A 21,787-nucleotide genomic window follows, 5' to 3' on the forward strand; every position below is an offset into this window, starting at 1 on the left:
ATGGCATTCGATCCGGCTGAAGAAATCAAGCGCTTCCACGGCGCCATCAATGCGCTCGATTTCGATACGATCGAGAACTGCTTCGCGCAAGATGCGACCTATGTCTCCAACGGTGTCGGCAGCCTGTCCGGGCGAGCCGATATCATGGTCGCCTTTCGCAGGTATTTCGACGACTACCCGGACCAGACGGCAATCGACACGCTGGTCGAGAAGGTCAGCCCGAATGCCGGCCGCGCCGTCTGGTCGGTTCGTGCGACGCACAGCAAGACGGGCAAACCGCTGGTGCGGGAGGGCGAAGAGACGATCACCTTCAATGAAGATGGTCGTATCACTCACGTCGAGGTAACCGACTATCAGGCGTTCTGAAAGAACGCTGCCGAAAGGTAGAAGGCGAGCACGAAAAAGAGCCACAGGTCGGAAACCATCGCGATGGTCCTCGACCTGTTCCTCCCTGGTTCGAGAAGATGCTTGAGACCGGCAAGGCCGAAGAACAGGCAACCGGTGATCGCGGCAGGGACGATCCACTGCGGCTCGAAGAAACTGAGCAGGCCAAGCATGCCGATCGACAGGTTGCCGAAGCCAATCTCCTGGACCAGTGGCTGGGCCTTGTGATCGGTGACGCCAAAGATCGTCTCGGCCGTAAAGGCCGGATTGACGATCTGCTTCAGGCTGGCCACAAGCAATCGCAGGCCGACGCCCCAGAAGACGAACCATTTTCCGATCATGAAGACGAGGTTGGCGTCTGTGCCCCACTGCGCTTCGGCGACCACCGAGCCCAGCGGCGAAACAAACATCAGCAACAGTATGATCGCAAGATACATGGCCAGTTCCCTGCCTGTTCGGATCATCAGTCACCGATACATGGCACGGAATTGCGCTGCTGCGCGAGCCAAAATGAAGAGCGCCCGGGGTGTTGATCCCCGGGCGCCAGGCCTTCTTCCGTAACTGGAGGTACAAAACACCGGAAGAAGGAAGTCTCGATCAGGTGAAGGCGCGCATCATTCCGCCTTTGCCAGATCACTGCGGATCACGGACCGCAATTCGTCGATCGGGCGCAGGGATTGCCCGTCGTCGAAGTGCCAGAATGTCCATCCGTTGCATGCATCAAGGCCCTGGACCTTTGCCCCGAGGCGATGAATGGAACCGGCCTCGCCACGGGAGGCCACCGTACCGTCGGCGCGAACGATTGCGCTGTAGCGACGGCGCGCATCGGTCAGCACCTGGCCGGGCTTGATCAGGCCGCTTTCGACTAGCACGTTGAAAGCCACGCGGACTTCCTGCTTCTTGCCGGTCATGACGGTGAGCTCGGCCTTGCCGAGCGGCTCGACCGCTTCGATGCGGGCGGAGGCCGCATCGATGTAATCCTGCTCGCGCTCGATGCCGACGAAGTGGCGGCCAAGACGCTTGGCGACGGCACCCGTCGTGCCCGAGCCGAAGAACGGATCGAGGATGACGTCGCCCGGCTTCGAGGAGGCCATGATGACGCGGGCGAGCAATGCTTCCGGCTTCTGCGTCGGGTGCACTTTCTTGCCGTCGTCGCCCTTCAGGCGCTCATTGCCGCTGCAGATCGGGAACAGCCAGTCGGAGCGCATCTGCACGTCGTCGTTGGCCGCCTTCATGGCATCGTAGTTGAAGGTGTAGCCCTTGGCCTTGGCGTTCGGGCTCGCCCAGATCATCGTCTCATGCGCGTTCTGGAAGCGACGGCCCTTGAAGTTCGGCATCGGATTGGTCTTGCGCCAGACGATGTCGTTGAGGATCCAGAAGTTCAGATCCTGCAGCGTGGCGCCGACGCGGAAGATGTTGTGATAGGAGCCGATAACCCAAATCGTGCCCGTCGGCTTCAGGACGCGGCGGCAGGCGAGCAGCCAGGCGCGGGTGAAGGCATCATAGGCCTCGAAGGAAGCGAATTGATCCCACGCGTCATCGACAGCATCGACCAGCGACTGATCGGGGCGATGCAGCGTGCCGCCAAGTTGGAGGTTGTACGGTGGATCAGCGAAAATGACGTCTACGGAGTGGTTCGGCAGGGCTTCAAGGGCAGCAACGCAATCGCCCTTGATGATCGTGTCGATCCAGGAGTCCGGCTTTGCGGAGGCCTTGAGATCGGCAAGCGGAAATACTGACGCCATCTGGAAACTCGCTCATACACATTACGCTTTTACTGTCCGTTATGGTTACTCAGTTTGGTTACCAAAGCCTGAAGGGATGAGCGATTTCGGGAAAATAAGTCGCAGCGCCGGTTCGGCGGTAGAAAGGGTCGGCCGCCAAACGATGCCTGCCCACCCTTTCCGACTGGCGCAGCTAAGCCGCGACGTCATGCACCTTGCGGCTGTCGGCCGGTGCCTCGGCGCGCTCGTTCATGCCGTAGTCGCGGACGATGTGGCCGATCCGCAGCCGATAGTCCGCAAAGACGCCGTTGCGGCCGGCGTGCTGGGCAGCGCGGTGCGCCTCGAGGTTTCGCCACGTCTTTACCGCCTCCTCGTCACGCCAGAAGGAGAGCGAAAGCAGCTTGCCGCGATTGGTGAGGCTTTCGAAGCGCTCGATCGAGATAAAGCCGTCGATCTTTTCCAGTTCACCGCGAAGTTCACCGGCGAGATCGAGATAGGTGTGGCGTTCGCCCATGAAGGGCAAGACTTCGAAGATGACAGCGATCATGGCATCACCAGCTTTGCGTGAGGAAGGGAAGCGTTTTTGAGGAAGATGCGATCTTCCTTCAGGATGAAACGTTCGCGCTTGGCGAATTCGTAATTTTCCTTGCCGAGCGGATCGGCAGCAAGGCGGGCGCGATAGGCTTCATACGCGGCGAGGCTATCGATATTATAGACGCCGTAGGCAGTCGTTGCCGAGCCTTCATGCGGGGCGAAATAGCCGACGAGATCGGCACCGTTGCGCGGGATCGCCTGGCCCCAATTGCGGGCATATTCGGCAAAGGCCTCCTTCTTGAAGGGATCGATCTCATAGCGGATGAAGCAGGTAATCATCGTCGTCTCCAATGTTGTCTGGAGACAGTTTTCGCACATTGCGGGACGACAATGCTTCGGTTAGGATCGAAGTATGAAGGAAGGACCTGACATATCCCAGATCGGCGCGCTGATCGGCGACCCCGCCCGTGCCAACATGCTGACCGCACTGATGGGCGGTAAAGCGCTGACGGCGACAGAGCTCGCTGCCGCCGGTGGCATTACTGTGCAGACGGCGAGCACGCATCTCGCCAAGCTGGAGGCCGGCAACCTGCTGGTGCAGCGCAAGCAGGGCCGCCATCGCTACTTCACATTGGCGGATGACAGCGTTGGCAAGTTCTTGGAAAGCATCATGGGCTTTGCCGCCGGGCGCGGCCATCTGCGCCACAAGCCGGGGCCAAAGGAGCCGGCATTGCGCAAGGCGCGTATTTGCTACGATCACCTCGCCGGCGATTACGGCGTGCGAATGCTCGACAGCCTGATCGCTCGAGGCGCGATCGACGCATTCGGCGATGGCCTTGCATTGACGGAGACCGGTGAAAGCGAGCTGACGTGCATCGGCATAGACGTGCAGGCTCTGAAATCGTCGCGAAGGCCGCTTTGTCGCTCCTGCCTGGACTGGAGTGAGCGACGGGCGCATCTCGCCGGCGGCCTCGGCAAGGCCCTGCTTTCCAATTTTCTCGACAAAGGCTGGGCCCGCCGCACCGCCGAAAGCCGCTCCGTCGTTTTTTCTCCAGAAGGCGAACGGCAGTTTCTCGCGCTGTTTCCTGCCACCAAATAGCCGCGAACGACCGCAAAATCCAAGCCGCCCGCGGCGCGCAATCCAGCCATGCCTTGCTATCGGTTGAGCTTCGCCCAGGCATCGTGTAAAGGGGCATCATCCCAAACAAGGCGCGAATAAATGGACGGCTTCGACCTCATCATCTTCGACTGCGACGGCGTTCTGGTCGATTCGGAAATCATCGCTGCGGATGTGGAATCCAAGCTTCTCACCGAAGCGGGCTACCCAATCAGCATCGAGGAAATGGGCGAGCGCTTCGCGGGCATGACCTGGCAGAACATTCTCTTCCAGGTCGAGCGCGAGGCCAGCATTCCGATCCCCGCGTCTCTGCTTGACAAGTCCGAGAAGCTGCTCGACCTGCGTCTGGGGCAGGACGTGCAAGCGATATCGGGTGTTGAAGCCGCCCTTTCGCGTCTGCAGCTGAAGCGCTGCATCTGCTCCAACTCCAGCAGCACGCGGCTCGACATGATGCTCGGCAAGGTGGGCCTGAAGCCGCTGTTTGCGCCGCATATCTTCTCGGCCAAGGACCTTGGTCCCGATCGCGTGAAGCCGAAGCCGGACGTCTTCCTGCATGGCGCCAAGCAGATGGGCGTTTCGCCTGACCGCGCCGTTGTCGTCGAAGACTCCGTTCACGGCGTCCACGCCGCGCGTGCAGCAGGCATGCGCGTCATCGGCTTTACCGGCGCATCACACACCTATCCGGCGCATGCCGACAGGCTGACCGATGCGGGCGCCGAAACAGCCATCTCCCGCATGAGCGACCTGCCCGGCGTCGTTGCCGCGCTCGCCGAGTGGGAAGGCGTTCTGTAACGTCGGTTGCTCTCGAGCGCAGGCGCTCGCCCGGCCCTATCCGGCGTCCAACTCCAAAGTCGGTTGCAGCGTCGAAACGCTGCCACCGATTTTGCTATGGGATGGGGTGCCTTATCGGACAGTAGAATTTCGCTCTCTGCACCGAGACAGATCGGAACCATTCAGCTATCGGAGTGATCTCTGTCTGATGGAGGCCGTCTCGCATGACTATTTCCGTGGAATTATGTTCCTATCCCGAGCTTGACGATCGGATCACCATCGTCAGGGCGGGAGACGAGGTTGACGCCATCTTCGTGCGCACCGAGAGATTTAACGTCCTGATCGACACTCTCGGAACGCCTGAGCTATGTCGGATGGCATTGGATCTCCTTGATGAGGACGTGCGCGCTCGTCCTCTGATCGTCGTAAATTCGCACATGGACTGGGATCATTTCTGGGGCAACGCTGCGATTGCCGGGAAAGCCCCTATTGTCGCCCATGCTGCTGCACGTGAACGTCTGAACGACCCCTCCTCCCTCCAAGTTCTGAACGAGAAGATAGGCGAGGATTCGCGGTTTCAAAACGTCGAGCTCATAGCGCCTGACATCACCTTTTCAGGTTCGATGACCCTTCATGGCGGCGATCTCACGCTCGAGCTATTTCACACACCGGGGCACACGCCTGACCATATTGCGGTGTGGATTCCGGAAATCCGTGTCTGCCTGGCTGTCGACGCGGTGGAATACCCTATTCCGGAGGTCTGGAGCAAAACCGCCAGTGATCTCCGGCTGATCTGCTCATCCCTCGAACGAATACGTGACTTGGACGCTAGATTTGTCATCCCTGCCCACGGAAGGACGCTCTCGCCTTCCACTGTGAACGACAACTTGTCATACTTCCGAGAATTGGCTGCCCGCGTCGAAAACCTAAACGAGCGGGAACTATCCAACCCCGAGCTGGCCAAATTGATGGACCTTCGACTTCAGGATTTCGTGGCGATCCCGGCCGACATGCCGCCGCGGGTGGTGGAATTCTATGAAAGGTGTCACGGAACCAACCTCGGGGCGACAGTTCAAGCACGCATAGAGGGTTGAGTTTCTCGCAAGCACCACAGGTCTCATGATCACTCCCTCGCTAGCCCTCGCAATCGCTAGATTTTCAGGCCGAGGACGCCGGCGAGCATCTCAAAGCGCGCCGGAAGTTTCCCGGGTGCCTCGCCGTCGCTGTCGATGGGAATCGGCTCCTTGCAGATCGGCCATGCCTCGACGAGCCTGGCGCGATGGATGCTGACAAGCGGGCTCCTGACGTGGCCGCCGCCATAGATGCCGTTCATCAGCGACAGCACCTTCAGCCTGCCGGCGCCGCGGATGATGACTACGTCGAACAGGCCATCGGCGACATCCGCGTCGGGAGCCACTTTCATGCCACCACCGAACCGGGCGCCGTTGGCAACGGCGACCGCCGTGATCGGACCGTCATAGACATCCTCGCCATCCAGCCGAAGGCGGATATTGCGCGGCTTGTAGCGCAGGATCTGCAATAGGCTGTGGAAGAGGAAGACCATCGGTCCCGGCAGCCGTTGGCCCGGGCGCGCCTCGTTGACGGCACGCACGATATGACCAGACACGCCAAAGCTTGCGATATTGGCAAAGTGGCGCGTCACCGTGTCGCCGTCCTCATCGTCGCAGGTCAGCAGCCCGGCATCGATCTGCCGCACGGACGGAGACATCAGCCCTTCGGCGATCTTGGCAGGGTCGCGCGATATCGGGAAATTGCGGGCGAAGTCGCAGCCGGTCCCGGTGGCGATGAACGAGAAGGCCGTAGCCGGCCGCTGCGATTTCAGAATGCCGCCGGCCACCTCGCCGATCGTCCCGTCGCCGCCGACGGCGATCACAAGGTCGGCGCCATCATCCGCCAGTTCGCGCCCGAAGCGCTCGGCATCGCCGAAGCCCTTGGTTTCACGCAGGCTCAGATCGGTGAATCTCGCCTCGATGGCGCGCCGCAGCGTCGACCAGAACAGTTTCTTTCCGCGCCGGCCGGACGCCGGGTTCAAAACGATACCGATTTTCAAGCGGTCTGCGCTCCCCGCGCCAGCCAGCATAGCGAAGCGGAAATAAGGACGTTTTTCAGGCCTTCTTCTTTTTCGTCGACACCGGTCCCTGATCGAAACCAATGTTTACGCGCACCAGCGCGCCAGAGCCGACAGGAAGCTTGATGCCGTCCTTGCGGAACAGGGCCTGCGTGGCGCCGGAGCCGACCTCGACCGGGAAGTTCGTCACTTCCGAATAGAGCGCATCCTCGCCGTCGTAGACCGTGATACGGACCGGAAGCGTGACTTTGCCAGACGAACCGCTCGGACCAGCGAGAACGCGAAGTTGGGCAACCACCGTCATCGTCAGGTTCGTGTCGTTGAGGCTGCACTGGCGGCTGTAGTCGCCGATCGATGCCTGGTAGGCGAGTTTCTCCGCATCACCGGTCCTGGCTCCGCCGGCATAAGTCCGGAAGATTGCGTCGCTGTCCTTCATGAACATCTGCGGGCACGCGCCCTGGACAACCGGGGCAGTGGCGCCCGACGCGGTCTTGGCGGTACCGATCGAAGGATCGTTGGACGACGGGTTGGCTGGCGCCAGCGGCATGATCTGCCCATTGCTATTCGACTGGGCCGGTGCCGTTGCGCTGTCCGAGCCACCGCCGACGCCAAGGGAGTTGCAACCGGCAAGAATTGCCGCAAGCGAAGCTGAAACGATGAGACGCGAGACCTTGCCAAGCACGATTATTCCACCCTCTCCACAAAGTTTTTTGGCAGGCCCAATCACTTGATGGCAGGCCTTTCGTGACAGTTTGCGATGGTCTATATCAGCGGCGCAAACAAAAATCGATTGGGTAAGAACCGTTTTGATGCACATTTCGGGATTGCAGGCGATGGCCGGCAGGGCAAGCGAGATGCGGCGCGAGGCATACTTTCCCTCCAACCCGGACTTTCTCCGGCCGGCACATCAAGGATGACGACAGTGGATTATATCTCGACCCGCGGCGAAGCCCCTTCCCTCGGTTTCTGCGATGCATTGCTGGCGGGTCTGGCGCGCGATGGCGGCCTTTATGTGCCGCGCAAGTGGCCGCATTTCTCAAAAAAGGAAATTCGGGCGCTTCGCGGCAAGAGCTATCAGGAGATTGCCTTCGCCATCCTGTTGCCCTTCACCAATGGCGAGATTCCGGGCGAGACCTTCCGTTCGATGATCGACGAGGCGTATGGGACTTTCCGCCACCCGGCGATCGCCCCGCTTGTGCAGGCCGGTCCGAACAGCTTCGTCATGGAACTCTTCCACGGCACGACGCTGGCTTTCAAGGATGTCGCCATGCAGCTGCTCGCCCGGCTGATGGACTACGCGCTGGAAAAGCGCGGCGAGCGTGCGACCATCGTCGGCGCAACCTCCGGCGATACCGGGGGCGCCGCCATCGACGCCTTTGCCGGCCGCGAACGCACCGACATCTTCATTCTCTTCCCGAACGGCAAGGTGTCGCCGGTGCAGCAGCGTCAGATGACAACCTCCACCGCCTCCAACGTTCACGCGCTTGCCGTCGAAGGCAATTTCGACGATTGCCAGAACCTCGTCAAAGCGATGTTCAACGACGCGCCGTTCCGCGATCGTGTCAAACTCTCTGGCGTCAACTCGATCAACTGGGCCCGCATCATGGCCCAGATTGTCTACTACTTCACGACGGCAATCGCGCTCGGCGGCCCGGACCGTAAGATTTCGTTTACCGTGCCGACCGGCAATTTCGGCGACATCTTTGCCGGTTACTGCGCAAAGCGCATGGGCCTGCCGATCGGCAAACTTGTCGTTGCCACCAACGAGAACGATATCCTGGAGCGCACGCTGAAGACCGGCCGCTACGAGATGAAGGCGGTGAAGGCCACAACCTCGCCCTCGATGGACATCCAGATCTCCTCGAACTTCGAGCGTCTGCTGTTCGAGGCCTATGATCGCGACGCTTCCAAGGTCCGCGCGGCGATGAATAGTCTGAAGCAATCCAACGGCTTCGAGATTGCGAAGGAGGCCCTTGCCTTCATCAAGAAGGACTTCCGCGCCGGCCGCGCCAGCGAGAAACAGGTCGCCCAAACGATCAAGAAAACCCATGCCGAAACCGGCTATCTCCTCGATCCGCATTCGGCGATCGGCGTCTTCGTTGCGGCAAAGCACGAGAAACCGAACACGCCGATGGTTACGCTTGCCACCGCGCACCCGGCGAAATTCCCGGCCGCCGTAAAATCCGCCTCCGGTATTGACCCCGCGCTTCCGACGTGGCTTGCTGATCTGATGCACAAGGAGGAGCGCTTTCAGATCGTGAAGCCTGAGCTCAAAGCCATTGAGACCTTCATCGGCGAGCATAGTCGGGCCTAAGTAAAGCAGGCGCAGAAAGATAACCAATGACAGTTGAGTGCACCCGGCTCAAATCCGGGCTGACAGTAGTCACACAGACCATGCCGCATCTGGAAAGCGTTGCGCTGGGAGTTTGGATCAAATCAGGATCGCGCAACGAGACGACAGACGAGCATGGCATTGCCCACCTGCTCGAGCACATGGCCTTCAAGGGCACGGCGCGCCGCAGCGCGCGTGAAATCGCCGAAGAGATCGAGGATGTCGGCGGCGAGGTCAATGCCGCGACCTCCACGGAAACGACCTCCTACTATGCCCGCGTTCTCAAGGACCATGTGCCGCTTGCCGTCGACATCCTTGCCGATATCCTGACGGAATCAGCCTTCGAGGAGGAAGAACTCGAGCGCGAAAAGCAGGTCATCCTGCAGGAAATCAACGCCGCAAACGACACGCCTGACGACGTCGTTTTCGACAAGTTCTCAGAAACCGCTTATCGCGACCAGACGCTCGGCCGGGCGATCCTCGGTACGCCGCAAACCGTGGTGTCGTTCACGCCGCAGCAGATCCGTGGCTATCTCAGCCGCAATTACACGACCGACCGGATGTTCGTCGTCGCGACCGGCGCCGTCCAGCACGACGAGTTTGTTCGCATGGTCGAGGATCGCTTCGCCAGCCTTCCCACCTCTCCATCGGCAACGCCCGTGATGGAGCCGGCAAAATATATCGGCGGCAACATCCGCGAGACGCGCGACCTGATGGATGCGCAGATTTTGCTCGGCTTCGAAGGCAAGGCCTATCACGCCCGCGACTTCTACTGTTCGCAGATTCTCGCCAACATCCTCGGCGGTGGCATGTCGTCCCGCCTGTTCCAGGAAGTGCGCGAGATCCGCGGTCTCTGCTACTCCATCTATGCCTTCCACTGGGGCTTTTCCGATACCGGTATCTTCGGCATCCATGCCGCCACCGGCGGCGAGAACCTGCCGGAACTGGTGCCCGTTATCATTGACGAGCTTCACAAGTCGGCAGCAACCATCGAGCAGAAGGAAATCGAACGCGCCCGCGCCCAGATCCGCGCCCAGCTGCTGATGGGTCAGGAAAGTCCAGCCGCCCGCGCCGGTCAGATCGCAAGGCAGATGATGCTTTACGGCCGCCCGATCTCCAACCAGGAGATGATGGAACGGTTGGAAGGCATCACGGTCGGGCGACTGACGGATCTTGCTGGACGCCTGTTCTTCGACACCGTGCCGACGCTCTCGGCCATCGGCCCGCTCGAACATTTGGCTCCAATGGAAGACATCGCCGCATCTCTTTCCTCGCCCGCTCCTCAGAGCAAACAGGCCCTCGTCTGACCTGATATCCATGTGCCGGGGGTGATCGATGGCAAAATCGGTTTTTCGGTTCCTGTCGCGGCAACCGGATTCAGTGGAACTCGAGAACGAGCACTATGTGCTGCGCCTACCGCGCTACCAGGATTTCAACCAGTGGCATAAGCTGCGGGCGGCCAGCCGGCAGTTTCTGGAACCCTGGGAGCCGACATGGCGCCGCGACGAGTTGACCGAGGGCGCCTACCGCGCCCGCGTCATCCGCGGCAAGCAGGAATACGCCTCCGGCCAGGCCATCCCGCTCTTCCTCTTTCACAAGCAGAATATGACGCTGCTCGGCGGCATCACGATCGGCTACATTAGGCGCGGTGCAGCACAAAGCTGCATGATTGGCTACTGGATGGGCGAGGCATACGCCGGCCAGGGCCACATGTTCGCCGCACTTCAATTGGTTATACCCTATATCTTCGCAGGGCTTGAGTTGCACCGTATCGAAGCAGCCTGTATTCCAGACAATGCTCGGAGCATCCGCCTGCTTGAAAAAGCCGGGTTTCAGCGGGAAGGTTATCTGCGCGGATACTTGAAAATCAACGGTCAGTGGCACGACCATGTGATGTTCTCATTGCTCGCCACCGACACCGATAAAGGCAGGATAACCGACAGCCGATGACTAACAATCGCATGCTGCTCTCATCACCGGCCGGACGATTGATCGCGGTGATCGCAGCTCTCTTGCTGTCAGCCTTCATGCTAGCGGCAGGCCATGTTCAGGCAGCCGAACCGGTCAAGATCTCCCGTGACGATACAGCGCTCGATCTGACTGCCACGACGGAAATCTACGCCAACCAAGGGGAAGCCTTTCAAGTCTCGACGGCTGCCGGTGCCGATGGTATCCGCCGCCGTATTGAGGTACGTGCCAGCTCCGACAACCACCAGGGCGACTGGGCCGTCTTCGCGCTCGCCAACGTCTCCGACGAGCAGCTTGAGCGCGTGATCGTGGCGCCCCATTTCCGCCTGGTGAATTCGAAGCTGTTCTGGCCCGACCTCGGTTCGCAACGCATCATCGCCATTACGCCGAGCGAAGGTTTCGCGCTCGATCGGCAGCCGAGCGACGAGGCCGACGTGTTCCGCATCACGCTCAACCCCGGTGCGGTGATCACCTTCGTTGCCGAACTGACGACGCCGGAACTGCCGCAGATCTATCTCTGGGAACCGGATGCCTACAAGGACACGATCAACGCGTTTACGCTTTATCGCGGCATCGTGCTCGGCATTGCCGGCCTGCTCGCTGTGTTCCTGACGATCCTTTTCGTGGTCAAGGGCACGTCCATGCTGCCGGCGACGGCCGCGCTAGCCTGGGCGGTGCTCGGCTATATCTGCGTCGACTTCGGCTTTCTCGGCAAGCTGATCAGCATCGCTTCAGCCGACCAGCGAATATGGCGCGCCTGCGCCGAAGTCGCCCTCGCCTCCAGCTTCGTCATCTTCCTGTTCACGTACCTCAACCTAAACCGCTGGCACACGCATCTCGGCTACCTCACGCTCGCCTGGGTGCTCGGCCTGGCGCTGCTCTTCGGCGTCGCGATCTATGACCCGGCAATCGCCGCCGGCATCGCGCGCCTGTCGTTTGCGCTGACGGCGACGATGGGTCTTCTGCTGATCGTCTATCTCGGCCTCAACCGGTATGACCGCGCTATTCTTCTGGTGCCGGCCTGGGCGCTGATCCTCGTCTGGATCTTCGGAGCCTGGCTGACGATCACCGGCCGGCTCGACAACGACATCATCCAGCCGGCTCTAGGCGGTGGCCTTGTTCTCATCGTCTTGCTGATCGGCTTTACCGTTATGCAGCATGCCTTTGCCGGCGGCGCGTTCCAGCAGGGTCTGTTTTCCGATCTGGAGCGTCAATCGCTGGCTTTGACAGGCTCGGGCGATATGGTTTGGGACTGGGATGTGGCGCGCGACCGCGTCGTCACGATCCCGGATGTTTCCGTCAAGCTCGGCTTACCGCCCGGCGCGATGCATGGCGCTGCCCGCAACTGGCTGCCGCGGCTCCATCCCGACGATCGCGACCGCTTCCGGGCAACCCTCGACGTCCTGCTCGAACATCGCCGCGGCCGACTGAACCACGAATTCCGCATCCGTGCCGAAGATGGTCATTTCCACTGGCTGCTTATCCGCGCGCGGCCGGTGCTCGGCTCCAACGGCGAGATCATCCGCTGCGTCGGCACCATCGTCGACGTCACCGAACAGAAGAACTCAGTCGAACGACTGCTGCACGACGCGCTGCACGACAACCTGACCGGTTTGCCGAACCGCCAGTTGTTCCTCGATCGCCTGCAGGCCGTGCTTGCATTGGCACCCGGCGGCGAAACGCTGCGCCCGACGGTGATGGTGATCGATATCGATCGCTACAAGCTGGTGAACGATACGCTCGGGATCGCCGCCGGCGACAACATCCTGATCGCACTCACGCGCCGTCTGCGTCGTCTTCTCAAACCGCAGGACACGCTCGCACGCCTTTCCGGCGACCAGTTCGGCCTTATCCTGACTTCCGAGCGTGACCCGACGAAGGTGGCAGACTTCGCCGACGCGATCAGCAAGGCAATCATGGTGCCGATCAACTTCGCCAATCGCGAGATCATCCTGACGGCGTCGATCGGCCTTGCCTCCTTCGTCGATCAGCAGGAAAGCGCCGCTGGAATGCTCAGCGATGCGGAGCTCGCGATGTACCGGGCCAAGCGTGCCGGCGGCAATCGCGTTGAGCCGTTCCAGCCCGCCTTCCGCGATTTCGGCGCCGACAGGCTGCAGCTCGAATCCGATCTGCGCCGCGCCATCGAGCGCAAGGAACTGTCGATGGTCTACCAGCCGATCGCTGGGCTGGAGGACGTGGAGATCGCTGGCTTCGAAGCCCTTATGCGATGGGAGCATCCGAAGCGCGGCAGCATCCCGCCTTCGGAGTTCATTCCGATTGCGGAGACATCCGATATCATCGACATGCTGGGCATCTTTGCCCTGGAGCAGGCGACGAACGACCTGATGGGTTGGGAGAACCAGACCGGCGAGCTGCCGATCTTCGTCTCGATCAACCTCTCCAGCGCACAGCTGCTGAACAACGAGCTTTATGAAGATGTCCGCTCGGTGCTGGCGAAGACCCATTGCGATCCTTCGCGTTTGAAGCTCGAGCTGACGGAATCCATGGTCATGGAGAACCCGGAACAGGCGCGCCTTGTGCTCGAGAAGCTGCGAGAAATGGGGCTCGGCCTTGCGCTTGACGATTTCGGAACCGGCTATTCCTCCCTTGCCTATCTGACGCGCTTCCCGTTCGACACGATCAAGCTCGACAAGACGATGGTGTGCGATGCGAGCGACAAGAAGGCGACCGTGCTCCGCTCGGTGATCGCCATGGCCCGCGAGCTTGACATGAAGGTCGTCGCCGAGGGGATCGAGTCCAACGAGGATGCGATCGAGCTCGCCAAGATGGGCTGCACCTTTGGGCAAAGCTACCTCTTCGGACCGCCGATGGCATCGGAGTCCGTCTTGCGCCTGCTGAAGGAGCGGTTCCCGCTGACGAAGCGCGCCTAAGCTGCCCGCAGCCGTCAGATGCCACGTTGCTGGACAAGCTGATGCACATATTCCAGCTTGGCCACCACAGGCGGTGACAAGACGAACGGATAGGAGTACGGCTGGCCCATGCTGCGCTGGATGGCGTTGATCGCTACGCTTAGCGGAATCCAGGCGCTGACAAGCTGCTCGGCGCTGCGCGCCCGATACGGATTGAAATCGACCTCCGCCGCCATTTCCTCGTGCCCACGTGGATCGATCGCAATGCCGAAGGTGTGTGCCGTCTCCAGGGCGTCGACAATGTGGAGATAGTGGGCGAAACATTCTGCGAAGTCCTCCCAGGGATGGGCAGCCGCATAGGCGCTGATAAAGTTGTCCTGCCATCCTGATGGCGCGCCATTCGCATAGTGGTTCTGCAGCGCGGCGGCGTAGTCCTGGCGCTCATCGCCGAAGATCGCGCGAAAGCCGTCGAAGGCGTTGCGGTCGCGAACCAGTTTGTTCCAGATGAAATGCCCGGTTTCATGTCTGAAATGGCCAAGCAGCGTGCGATAGGGCTCGTTCATCGACGTGCGCGCCAGTTCGCGGGTGACGCCGTCCGCCTCCGCCGCGCGGATCGCAATCACCCCTTCCTTGTGGCCCGTCATCGCGGCAACGACGTTGCCGTCGCTCTGCACAGTGTCCTCGAGGAAATCGAAGACCATGCCGCCGTCTGGATCCTGCTGCCGATCTGGATGCGGAAGCTTCAACCGCAGGAGGGAATAAAACAAATGCCGTTGCGCTTGACCGATGTTTCGCCAGCGGTCTACGCCGTCCAGCGTATTGGTGTTCGGCACCAGTCGATTGTGGCGGCAGGCGAGGCAGAAATCGCCGTCATCCCCCGCACCGATCAGCCAGTTGCAAATGTCGAGCCCGGCGTTGGCGCAAAAGCGAACCTGCCCATCCCGGCGGCCTGCGAGCTGCCATCCGTCATCATCCAGCGGCTCCAGCGCACGCATGGCAAGGTCATGCGGCAGGAACCCGAGCCGATGGCTGCACCGGACGCATTGGCGGTTGTCGAAATGCACAACCTGATCGCAGTTGTCGCAGGCAAACAGTCGCATCGCGCTCCTCGCGGATCCCGTCATCGAAAAGCCCGCGACACGGGATGCAGCGGGCATGCGCAGTTACCGCCAGACGGCGTTCATGCCCGCCGCGGCGCCAGGAGAACGCGTTTTTTGTGCAGATCGTTCCGCGGGTCAGGCGTGGCCGGCCTCGGCCGAAAGCATGGCGGCATTGATACCCATGGTGGCCAGAGCGCGCTCGTACTTGTCGTCGAGGCTGCGGTCGAAGATCAGTTCTTCGCTGGCCGGGCATGTGAGCCAACCGTTGTTGCCGACTTCGGCCTCCAGTTGACCTGCGCCCCAGCCGGCATAGCCGAGCAGCATGGTGGCTCGCTTCGGCCCCTTGCCCTTGGAGATCGCCCTGATGATGTCGAGCGTCGCTGTCATGCAGATATCGTCACTGACGGGAATGCTGGAATCGCATAGATAGTCATCGGAATGCAGGACGAAGCCGCGGCCGCTTTCCACCGGCCCGCCGGTCTGGATCGGGCAATCGCGCGCATGTGGGGGAAGGACAATGGCCTCCTCGTCCTTGATCATTTCGAGGTGCAGGAGAACGTCGGTAAAGGTCAGGTTCTGCGGGCGGTTGATCACGAACCCCATCGCGCCAGCATCCGAATGGGCGCAGATATAGATCACTGTGCGGGCGAAGTTGCGATCCTCCATGCCCGGCATGGCAATGAGAAACTGGCCGTCGAAGAAACCACGTTCTCTTTTGTTTTTCAGGGTCGCCAAGGACATCATTCCTCCTCTGCCAGACCGCACGAGGCCCCGACACCATGAGCATGAGCCAATGTCACGGATCAATCAACTGAAAATGAAGACTTAAGTGATGGCGAGTTCTAGCCGAGCATGAGGATTTTCAATAAACGGTTGATCCATGGAGACTATTTCACTCGCCGTTCGCCCATTCTGGCCCGCCTCGTGCCTGCTCGTGGTCATCTTGCAGCTTTCCCCGCCGGCTCGGGCGGAGATGAGCGCCTGGGCCGACAATGAGGGCGGCCGGATGCGGCTGATTGCGCTTTCGCCTGATGCAAGCGGGAAGATACGCGCCGGCCTGCAAATCGAGCCGAAGCCGGGCTGGATCACCTATTGGCGCGAGCCCGGGAATAGCGGCATCCCGCCCCAAGTCAGCTTCTCCTCGGACGCCGTCTTCCTCGACAAGATGAGCTATCCGATCCCGAAGCATATCGTCGATGGAAAGGTCGACGAGGTCGCCTACGACGCGTCGGTGACGTTCCCGCTGCAACTCACCGCAAAAGACGCCGCCACTCACGAGATCAAGGCAAATGCCTTCATCGGCATCTGCAAGGAAATCTGCATCCCCTTTCAGGCTGAGTTATCGCTGACCTTTGAGCCGTCGGCTCAATCGCGCCCAGCCGAGGAGGCAATTCTCAAGGCTGCCGCTGCCACCTTGCCGGAAGCCGCCTCCTCCGAATTCAAAGTCGACCACCACACCCTGTCGGCGGACATGACGGAACTTTCACTCAGCATTACCCTGCCGGAGAGTGGCGAAAGCGCACCCGAGGTGATTGTGGCAGGCCCGAGCGGGCACGTCTTTACCAAGCAGATGGCGACCCACCGCGACGGCAACAAATTCACGACAAAACTTGCAGTTGGCAAGCTTCCCAAGGGATACAACGTCCACGGAAAGGCATGGAGCGCGCTCGTCATCGATGGCTCGCGCGCGATCGAGACGCCGCTTGTCTTTGAGTAATCGCGGTCTATAGTCGCGCCAAAATCGCGGTATCTGCACCGCCATACATGACAAGGAGACGTCCATGACCATCGCAATCGGCGACAAGCTTCCTCCGGCCACCTTCAAGGAAAAGACGTCGGATGGCCCGGTCGAGATTACCACGGAGCAGCTCTTCAAGGGCAAGCGCGTTGTTCTCTTTGCGGTCCCCGGCGCGTTTACGCCCACCTGCTCGCTGAACCACCTGCCGGGCTATCTGGAGAACCGCGACTCCATCCTTTCCAGGGGCGTTGACGATATCGCCGTCGTCGCCGTCAATGATTGGCACGTGATGGGCGCCTGGGCCCAGTCTTCCGGCGGCATGGGCAAGATTCACTTCCTTGCCGATTGGGACGCGGGCTTCACCAAGGCGCTCGGTCTTGACGCCGACCTTTCGGCCGGCGGCCTCGGCGTTCGGTCGAAGCGCTACTCCATGCTTATCGACGATGGCGTCGTGAAATCACTGAACGTTGAAGAGAGCCCAGGCCAGGCTACGGTTTCCGGTGCTGCGACAATGCTGGAGCAGCTGTAAAGCTTCACTGACCCACCATCTCAAGGCGGCCCTTGCGGCCGCTTTTCTGTTTCGCCGCTTAATTTCAGGCGTTGCCATTTTTTCGCCCCATTTGTTATAACATAACACGTAATGTTATTACATTTTGGTACAAGCATGCGTTTCTCAAAGTTTCCAACCTGTCCGGGCCTGATGGCGCTCTCCGCCGGACGTCGTGTCTTCTACGTCGCTTTAATCGGTATCCCGCTCTGGGCGGCGATCCATTGGGCAACGCTGCTGCCATGAGCGACATCGCGATTGAGCTTGAGGATCTGACTGTCGCCTACGAACGGCATCCCGCCGTGCATCATGTTTCCGGAACGATTGCGGCCGGCAGCCTGACTGCGATTGCCGGCCCAAACGGAGCCGGCAAATCCAGCCTGTTGAAAGCCATCATAGGAGAGCTCCGTCCCTCCTCCGGCACAATAAGGCACCGGTTGAAGCGCACGGATTTCGGCTATCTGCCACAGGCAGCCGACATCAACCGCCGCTTTCCGATCTCGGTGCTCGACACGGTTCTGCTGGGATCCTGGCGGCAAGCTGGAGCCTTCTTAAGCATTGCATCGGCCGACCGCGGCAGAGCGCACGACGCACTGGGCGTGGTGGGGCTGGAGGGCTTCGAACGGCGGAGCATCGCATCGCTGTCGGCGGGCCAGTTTCAACGCGTGCTGTTTGCGCGGCTGCTCCTGCAGGACGCGAGTGTCATTCTTCTTGACGAGCCGTTCACGGCCATCGATGGCCGCACGACTCGGGATCTTCTGGAGATCGTTGCGGACTGGCATGGCGAAGGCCGAACGGTCCTTGCCGTCCTGCACGATTTCGAGCAGGTCCGTGCCCACTTTCCGCAAACACTCCTACTTGCGCGCGAAGTTATCCGCTGGGGGGCAACGGCGGATGTCATGTCCCCGGCAAACCTGCGCAAAGCGCGGGTGATGGCCGAGCGGTGGGACGAGAGCGCCGGTATTTGCGAGCCCGCGAGATGACCGCCTACGATCTCCTTCTCGCGCCCTTCGCCGATTATGGCTTCATGCGCCGCGCGCTTGTCGCTTGCCTATGTCTGGGACTTGGCTCCGGGCCGATCGGGGTCTTCCTGATGCTACGGCGAATGAGCCTCGTCGGCGATGCGATGAGCCATGCCGTGCTGCCCGGCGCGGCCATCGGCTACCTTGTGGCCGGCTCGCTCTCGCTGACGGCGATGGGCCTCGGCGGGCTTGTTGCCGGGCTTTCTGTTGCACTGCTGTCCGGCATGGTCAGCCGCGTGACGTCCTTACAGGAGGATGCGAGCTTTGCCAGCTTCTATCTGTCCTCGCTGGCGCTCGGCGTGCTCATCGTTTCGTTACGCGGTTCGAATATCGACCTGTTGCACGTCCTGTTCGGCACCATTCTCGCGATCGATGCGCCTGCCCTTTATGAGATCGGCGTCATCAGCACGGTGACCCTGATGACGCTCGCGATCATCTACCGGCCGCTGGTCGCGGAATGCTTCGATCCAGGCTTTCTCCGGGCCATCGGCGGGCGTGGACCGATCTATCACTTTCTCTTCCTGCTATTGGTGGTGCTCAATCTTGTCGCCAGTTTTCAAGCCTTGGGAACGCTGATGGCGGTCGGGCTGATGATGCTGCCGGCGGCGATCGCCCAGCTCTGGTCGCGTAGTCTACCATCCATGATGGCGATTGCGGCTGCGAGCGCCACTGCCTCCGGCTATCTCGGGCTCATCGCCTCCTACCATCTCGAATTCGCCTCCGGACCGACGATCATCATGACGGCGGCGCTGATCTATGGCCTTTCCATCTTCCTCGCCCCGTCAGGCCTTGCCTGGCGGTATTTCCCTCGCCCGCACCTGAAGGGCTGACAACCCTGGAGACCCTCATGATTTCCCGCAGACTGCTTTTCTCAGTGATGCTCCCCGCGCTCGTGGCATTTTCGACGACATCGGCGTCTGCCGCGACGCTGAAGGTCGTCGCGTCCTTTACGGTGCTTGCCGACGTGGTCCGCCAGGTAGGCGGCGACCGTGTGACGGTCACAAGCCTCGTCGGCCCGAACGGCGACCCCCATGAGTTTGAACCCTCGCCGAGCGACGCGAAGAACCTCAATGCGGCACAGGTGGCTTTCGTCAGCGGCGAGGGTCTGGAGGGCTGGATGGACCGCCTGATCACCGCCTCAGGCTACAAGGGCAAACCGGTTGTCGTCTCGGAGGGGATAAAGTTCCGCACCATGGACGAGGACGGGCAGACGGTCACCGATCCGCACGTCTGGAACAGCCCGGTCAACGTCAAGGTCTGGGTCGCCAACATCGAGCAAGCGCTCGCGAAGGCCGCGCCGGCCGATGCTACGGCGTTCAAGACCAATGCCGAGACCTATCTGAAGAAGCTCGACGCGCTCGATGCCTACGCGCATTCGAAGCTCGAGACCATCGCTGCCGCCCATCGCAAGGTCCTGACCAGCCACGACGCCTTCGGCTATTTCGGTCGCGAGTATGGCGTGCAGTTCCTCGCCCCGATCGGCGTCTCGACGGAGAGCGAAGCCTCTGCCGCAGATGTCGCCAAACTGATCGAGCAGATCAAGGCCGAGCACGTGAAGACGTATTTCTTCGAGAACTCCAACGATCCGCGCCTCATCAGGCAGATCGCAAGGGCGACGAGGGCAGAGCCTGGCGGCGAGCTCTATGTCGAGTCTCTTTCGGACGCCAAGGGGCCGGCATCAACCTACGAGAAGATGTTCCGCTACAATGTCGACCAGCTCGTTGCGGCAATGGCAAAGGCTAGCTGATGACAAAAGCTGGGCCGCGCAACGCGGCCCAGCCTCAATAATTGAGATCGAATACGATCAGGCCGCCCAAGCCGCCGTCCGTCGAGGAGACGATGCGCTCGCCGACGCCGACATGCTCTGGATGCACGAGGTAGGCGTCGCGCGCTTCCGCACTTTCGAAGGTCACGGCAAAGCCGTCGACGTAGCCCGCGTGCAGCCCCTCCGGCGAGACATTCGGGCCATACTTGATATCGATGATGCCGGGAATCACCTGCTTCAATGCGACGATCGCGTCAAACAAGGACTGCTTTTCTTCCCCTGTCATGGCTGCCTTCAGCCGCATTAGCACGCAGTGCAGGATCATGTGATAACCTCCCGGATCCATTTTCAGGCGAGCATAAGGAGAAACGTCGCAGGGGCAAGTGACAAGGATGTGCCGTTTTGAAGACATCCCCATCTGAATGGCCTCGGCAAACGCCGGTGTGCAAGACGCGGCCAATTCGGCGCCGTAAACCGTCGTAAATGGAACTGCGCGTCCTACATTCTCGTCTAATCTGTCGGTATCCAGTGCGCGGGGAAGAGGAGCCCTGCACTAGACACATTTTCAACGGAGGAGATGGAAATGAGCAAGAACCGAGGCGTCGTCTACATGCGGCCGGGCAAGGTCGAAATCCACGACATCGACGATCCGAAGCTTGAGGCGCCCGATGGCCGCCGCATCGAGCACGGCGTCATCCTGAAAGTGATTTCCACCAACATCTGCGGGTCGGACCAGCACATGGTCCGCGGCCGAACCACTGCCATGCCTGGCCTCGTACTCGGTCATGAAATTACCGGCGAGATCATCGAAAAAGGCATCGACGTGGAGATGCTTCAGATCGGCGATATCGTCTCCGTGCCATTCAACGTCGCCTGCGGCCGCTGCCGTTGCTGCAAGTCGCAGGACACCGGCGTCTGCCTGACGGTCAATCCGTCGCGCGCCGGCGGCGCCTACGGATATGTGGACATGGGCGGCTGGATCGGTGGGCAGGCCCGCTATGTCACCATTCCCTACGCTGATTTCAATCTGCTGAAATTCCCAGACCGCGACAGGGCCATGGAGAAGATCCGCGATCTGACCATGCTCTCCGATATCCTGCCAACCGGTTTCCATGGCGCGGTGCGCGCTGGTGTTGGCGTGGGATCCACCGTCTATGTCGCCGGCGCCGGCCCGGTCGGGCTTGCGGCGGCCGCGTCTGCCCGCATCCTCGGTGCTGCTGTCGTGATGATCGGCGACTTCAACAAGGATCGCCTTGCCCATGCCGCCAAGGTCGGCTTCGAGCCGATCGACCTGTCGAAGAGCGACCGGCTTGGTGACATGATCGCGCAGGTGACCGGCAGCAACGAAGTGGACAGCGCCATCGACGCCGTCGGCTTCGAGGCGCGCGGCCACAGCGGCGGCGAGCAGCCGGCGATCGTTCTGAACCAGATGATGGAGATCACCCGCGCGGCAGGCTCGATCGGCATTCCCGGCCTTTACGTGACCGAGGACCCCGGTGCTGTGGACAATGCCGCCAAGCACGGCAACCTGTCGCTGCGCTTCGGCCTCGGCTGGGCAAAGGCACAGTCCTTCCATACGGGTCAGACACCGGTGCTCAAGTACAACCGCCAGCTCATGCAAGCGATCCTGCACGACCGGTTGCCGATCGCCGATATCGTCAACGCCAAGGTCATTCCTCTCGAAGATGCAGTGCAGGGTTACGAGAGCTTCGACCACGGCGCGGCAACGAAGTTCGTGCTCGACCCGCACGGCGAAGTCGCCAAGGCAGCATAATCGACAAGCCTCCCAAGGCTCGGCGCAGCGGATGCCTCCTGCACCGCTGCGC

General features: G+C 60.9%; 22 protein-coding genes and 1 pseudogene. 14 read left to right on the forward strand and 9 right to left on the reverse strand.

What is annotated here, in order from left to right; translation table 11 throughout:
• On the forward strand, positions 1-366 hold the full coding sequence (locus tag FHX09_RS08915; RefSeq protein ID WP_132588492.1) for a nuclear transport factor 2 family protein: 366 nt from the start codon (positions 1-3) through the stop codon (positions 364-366).
• Here FHX09_RS08915 and FHX09_RS08920 read toward each other — a convergent pair.
• The 4 genes from FHX09_RS08920 to FHX09_RS08935 all read right to left on the reverse strand — a co-directional run bounded on the left by FHX09_RS08920 (position 354) and on the right by FHX09_RS08935 (position 2,981).
• Positions 354-821 carry a DUF6790 family protein gene (locus FHX09_RS08920; RefSeq protein WP_007793030.1) on the reverse strand — a complete coding sequence of 156 codons (468 nt, stop codon included), beginning with the start codon at positions 819-821 and terminating at the stop codon, positions 354-356. The genes FHX09_RS08915 and FHX09_RS08920 overlap by 13 nt on opposite strands.
• A gap of 177 nt (positions 822-998) precedes the next feature.
• A complete protein-coding gene (locus tag FHX09_RS08925) occupies positions 999-2,129 on the reverse strand; it encodes a site-specific DNA-methyltransferase (protein ID WP_132588491.1) in 1,131 nt (376 codons plus the stop codon).
• A gap of 172 nt (positions 2,130-2,301) precedes the next feature.
• On the reverse strand, positions 2,302-2,655 hold the full coding sequence (locus tag FHX09_RS08930) for an antibiotic biosynthesis monooxygenase (protein ID WP_132588490.1): 354 nt from the start codon (positions 2,653-2,655) through the stop codon (positions 2,302-2,304).
• Entirely contained in the window at positions 2,652-2,981 is a 330-nt protein-coding gene (locus FHX09_RS08935) for an NIPSNAP family protein (RefSeq protein ID WP_007793039.1), read from the reverse strand. Before FHX09_RS08935 ends, FHX09_RS08930 begins: the two co-directional genes overlap by 4 nt.
• 73 nt (positions 2,982-3,054) lie before the next feature.
• On the opposite strand from FHX09_RS08935, the gene FHX09_RS08940 reads away from it, so the two are divergent.
• From FHX09_RS08940 to FHX09_RS08950, 3 genes are all read left to right on the forward strand, one after another.
• A complete protein-coding gene (locus FHX09_RS08940; RefSeq protein ID WP_132588489.1) occupies positions 3,055-3,741 on the forward strand; it encodes a helix-turn-helix transcriptional regulator in 687 nt (228 codons plus the stop codon).
• Between the two features lie 120 nt (positions 3,742-3,861).
• A complete protein-coding gene (locus FHX09_RS08945) occupies positions 3,862-4,551 on the forward strand; it encodes an HAD family hydrolase (RefSeq protein WP_184449797.1) in 690 nt (229 codons plus the stop codon).
• 203 nt (positions 4,552-4,754) lie between these two features.
• Positions 4,755-5,624, forward strand: coding sequence for an MBL fold metallo-hydrolase (locus tag FHX09_RS08950; RefSeq protein ID WP_184449799.1), 870 nt, complete (start codon positions 4,755-4,757; stop codon positions 5,622-5,624).
• A gap of 56 nt (positions 5,625-5,680) precedes the next feature.
• On the opposite strand, the gene FHX09_RS08955 is transcribed toward FHX09_RS08950, so the two are convergent.
• Entirely contained in the window at positions 5,681-6,601 is a 921-nt protein-coding gene (locus tag FHX09_RS08955) for a diacylglycerol kinase family protein (protein WP_184449801.1), read from the reverse strand.
• A gap of 55 nt (positions 6,602-6,656) precedes the next feature.
• Positions 6,657-7,304, reverse strand: a complete 648-nt coding sequence (locus FHX09_RS08960; RefSeq protein ID WP_183721180.1) for a hypothetical protein — start codon at positions 7,302-7,304, stop codon at positions 6,657-6,659.
• Between the two features lie 228 nt (positions 7,305-7,532).
• On the opposite strand from FHX09_RS08960, the pseudogene thrC reads away from it, so the two are divergent.
• From thrC to FHX09_RS08980, 4 genes and pseudogenes are all read left to right on the forward strand, one after another.
• A pseudogene (gene thrC, locus FHX09_RS08965) lies at positions 7,533-8,956 on the forward strand (threonine synthase).
• 3 nt (positions 8,957-8,959) lie between these two features.
• On the forward strand, positions 8,960-10,258 hold the full coding sequence (locus FHX09_RS08970; protein WP_007793060.1) for a pitrilysin family protein: 1,299 nt from the start codon (positions 8,960-8,962) through the stop codon (positions 10,256-10,258).
• A gap of 28 nt (positions 10,259-10,286) precedes the next feature.
• Complete coding sequence (locus FHX09_RS08975; protein WP_007793062.1) at positions 10,287-10,901, forward strand: GNAT family protein; 615 nt, start codon at positions 10,287-10,289, stop codon at positions 10,899-10,901.
• Positions 10,898-13,810: a sensor domain-containing phosphodiesterase gene (locus tag FHX09_RS08980; protein ID WP_007793064.1), complete on the forward strand. Its 2,913-nt coding sequence runs from the start codon at positions 10,898-10,900 to the stop codon at positions 13,808-13,810. Before FHX09_RS08975 ends, FHX09_RS08980 begins: the two co-directional genes overlap by 4 nt.
• Positions 13,811-13,824: 14 nt before the next feature.
• On the opposite strand, the gene FHX09_RS08985 is transcribed toward FHX09_RS08980, so the two are convergent.
• Positions 13,825-14,889, reverse strand: a complete 1,065-nt coding sequence (locus FHX09_RS08985; protein WP_132588485.1) for a putative zinc-binding metallopeptidase — start codon at positions 14,887-14,889, stop codon at positions 13,825-13,827.
• A gap of 135 nt (positions 14,890-15,024) precedes the next feature.
• The gene (locus tag FHX09_RS08990; protein WP_007793069.1) at positions 15,025-15,630 is read right to left on the reverse strand and encodes a YqgE/AlgH family protein; all 606 of its coding nucleotides are present in this window, start codon (positions 15,628-15,630) and stop codon (positions 15,025-15,027) included.
• 139 nt (positions 15,631-15,769) lie between these two features.
• Here FHX09_RS08990 and FHX09_RS08995 point away from each other — a divergent pair, with 139 nt between their 5' ends.
• The 5 genes from FHX09_RS08995 to FHX09_RS09015 all read left to right on the forward strand — a co-directional run bounded on the left by FHX09_RS08995 (position 15,770) and on the right by FHX09_RS09015 (position 19,943).
• Positions 15,770-16,606 carry a protein-disulfide reductase DsbD domain-containing protein gene (locus tag FHX09_RS08995; protein WP_132588484.1) on the forward strand — a complete coding sequence of 279 codons (837 nt, stop codon included), beginning with the start codon at positions 15,770-15,772 and terminating at the stop codon, positions 16,604-16,606.
• 64 nt (positions 16,607-16,670) lie between these two features.
• Positions 16,671-17,156: a peroxiredoxin gene (locus tag FHX09_RS09000; RefSeq protein WP_007793077.1), complete on the forward strand. Its 486-nt coding sequence runs from the start codon at positions 16,671-16,673 to the stop codon at positions 17,154-17,156.
• 260 nt (positions 17,157-17,416) lie between these two features.
• A complete protein-coding gene (locus tag FHX09_RS09005; RefSeq protein WP_132588483.1) occupies positions 17,417-18,157 on the forward strand; it encodes an ABC transporter ATP-binding protein in 741 nt (246 codons plus the stop codon).
• Complete coding sequence (locus FHX09_RS09010; RefSeq protein WP_007793082.1) at positions 18,154-19,026, forward strand: metal ABC transporter permease; 873 nt, start codon at positions 18,154-18,156, stop codon at positions 19,024-19,026. Before FHX09_RS09005 ends, FHX09_RS09010 begins: the two co-directional genes overlap by 4 nt.
• A gap of 17 nt (positions 19,027-19,043) precedes the next feature.
• The gene (locus FHX09_RS09015; protein WP_132588482.1) at positions 19,044-19,943 is read left to right on the forward strand and encodes a zinc ABC transporter substrate-binding protein; all 900 of its coding nucleotides are present in this window, start codon (positions 19,044-19,046) and stop codon (positions 19,941-19,943) included.
• A gap of 34 nt (positions 19,944-19,977) precedes the next feature.
• Here the strand turns inward: FHX09_RS09015 and FHX09_RS09020 are convergent, their stop codons facing one another.
• Positions 19,978-20,286 carry a Dabb family protein gene (locus tag FHX09_RS09020; protein WP_007793088.1) on the reverse strand — a complete coding sequence of 103 codons (309 nt, stop codon included), beginning with the start codon at positions 20,284-20,286 and terminating at the stop codon, positions 19,978-19,980.
• A 258-nt stretch (positions 20,287-20,544) separates the two neighbouring features.
• Between FHX09_RS09020 and fdhA the strand changes: the two genes are divergently transcribed.
• Positions 20,545-21,735, forward strand: a complete 1,191-nt coding sequence (fdhA, locus tag FHX09_RS09025; RefSeq protein ID WP_007793093.1) for a formaldehyde dehydrogenase, glutathione-independent — start codon at positions 20,545-20,547, stop codon at positions 21,733-21,735.
• Positions 21,736-21,787 lie beyond the last annotated feature (52 nt).

Source organism: Rhizobium sp. BK538 (assembly GCF_014197575.1).
GTDB lineage: Bacteria > Pseudomonadota > Alphaproteobacteria > Rhizobiales > Rhizobiaceae > Rhizobium.

Coding starts and splice junctions, on each gene's coding strand:
- FHX09_RS08915 (WP_132588492.1), top strand. CDS start 1: ATGGCATTCGATCCGGCTGAAGAAATCAAGCGCTTCCACGGCGCCATC.
- FHX09_RS08920 (WP_007793030.1), bottom strand. CDS start 821: ATGTATCTTGCGATCATACTGTTGCTGATGTTTGTTTCGCCGCTGGGC.
- FHX09_RS08925 (WP_132588491.1), bottom strand. CDS start 2,129: ATGGCGTCAGTATTTCCGCTTGCCGATCTCAAGGCCTCCGCAAAGCCG.
- FHX09_RS08930 (WP_132588490.1), bottom strand. CDS start 2,655: ATGATCGCTGTCATCTTCGAAGTCTTGCCCTTCATGGGCGAACGCCAC.
- FHX09_RS08935 (WP_007793039.1), bottom strand. CDS start 2,981: ATGATTACCTGCTTCATCCGCTATGAGATCGATCCCTTCAAGAAGGAG.
- FHX09_RS08940 (WP_132588489.1), top strand. CDS start 3,055: ATGAAGGAAGGACCTGACATATCCCAGATCGGCGCGCTGATCGGCGAC.
- FHX09_RS08945 (WP_184449797.1), top strand. CDS start 3,862: ATGGACGGCTTCGACCTCATCATCTTCGACTGCGACGGCGTTCTGGTC.
- FHX09_RS08950 (WP_184449799.1), top strand. CDS start 4,755: ATGACTATTTCCGTGGAATTATGTTCCTATCCCGAGCTTGACGATCGG.
- FHX09_RS08970 (WP_007793060.1), top strand. CDS start 8,960: ATGACAGTTGAGTGCACCCGGCTCAAATCCGGGCTGACAGTAGTCACA.
- FHX09_RS08975 (WP_007793062.1), top strand. CDS start 10,287: ATGGCAAAATCGGTTTTTCGGTTCCTGTCGCGGCAACCGGATTCAGTG.
- FHX09_RS08980 (WP_007793064.1), top strand. CDS start 10,898: ATGACTAACAATCGCATGCTGCTCTCATCACCGGCCGGACGATTGATC.
- FHX09_RS08985 (WP_132588485.1), bottom strand. CDS start 14,889: ATGCGACTGTTTGCCTGCGACAACTGCGATCAGGTTGTGCATTTCGAC.
- FHX09_RS08990 (WP_007793069.1), bottom strand. CDS start 15,630: ATGTCCTTGGCGACCCTGAAAAACAAAAGAGAACGTGGTTTCTTCGAC.
- FHX09_RS08995 (WP_132588484.1), top strand. CDS start 15,770: ATGGAGACTATTTCACTCGCCGTTCGCCCATTCTGGCCCGCCTCGTGC.
- FHX09_RS09000 (WP_007793077.1), top strand. CDS start 16,671: ATGACCATCGCAATCGGCGACAAGCTTCCTCCGGCCACCTTCAAGGAA.
- FHX09_RS09005 (WP_132588483.1), top strand. CDS start 17,417: ATGAGCGACATCGCGATTGAGCTTGAGGATCTGACTGTCGCCTACGAA.
- FHX09_RS09010 (WP_007793082.1), top strand. CDS start 18,154: ATGACCGCCTACGATCTCCTTCTCGCGCCCTTCGCCGATTATGGCTTC.
- FHX09_RS09015 (WP_132588482.1), top strand. CDS start 19,044: ATGATTTCCCGCAGACTGCTTTTCTCAGTGATGCTCCCCGCGCTCGTG.
- FHX09_RS09020 (WP_007793088.1), bottom strand. CDS start 20,286: ATGATCCTGCACTGCGTGCTAATGCGGCTGAAGGCAGCCATGACAGGG.
- fdhA (WP_007793093.1), top strand. CDS start 20,545: ATGAGCAAGAACCGAGGCGTCGTCTACATGCGGCCGGGCAAGGTCGAA.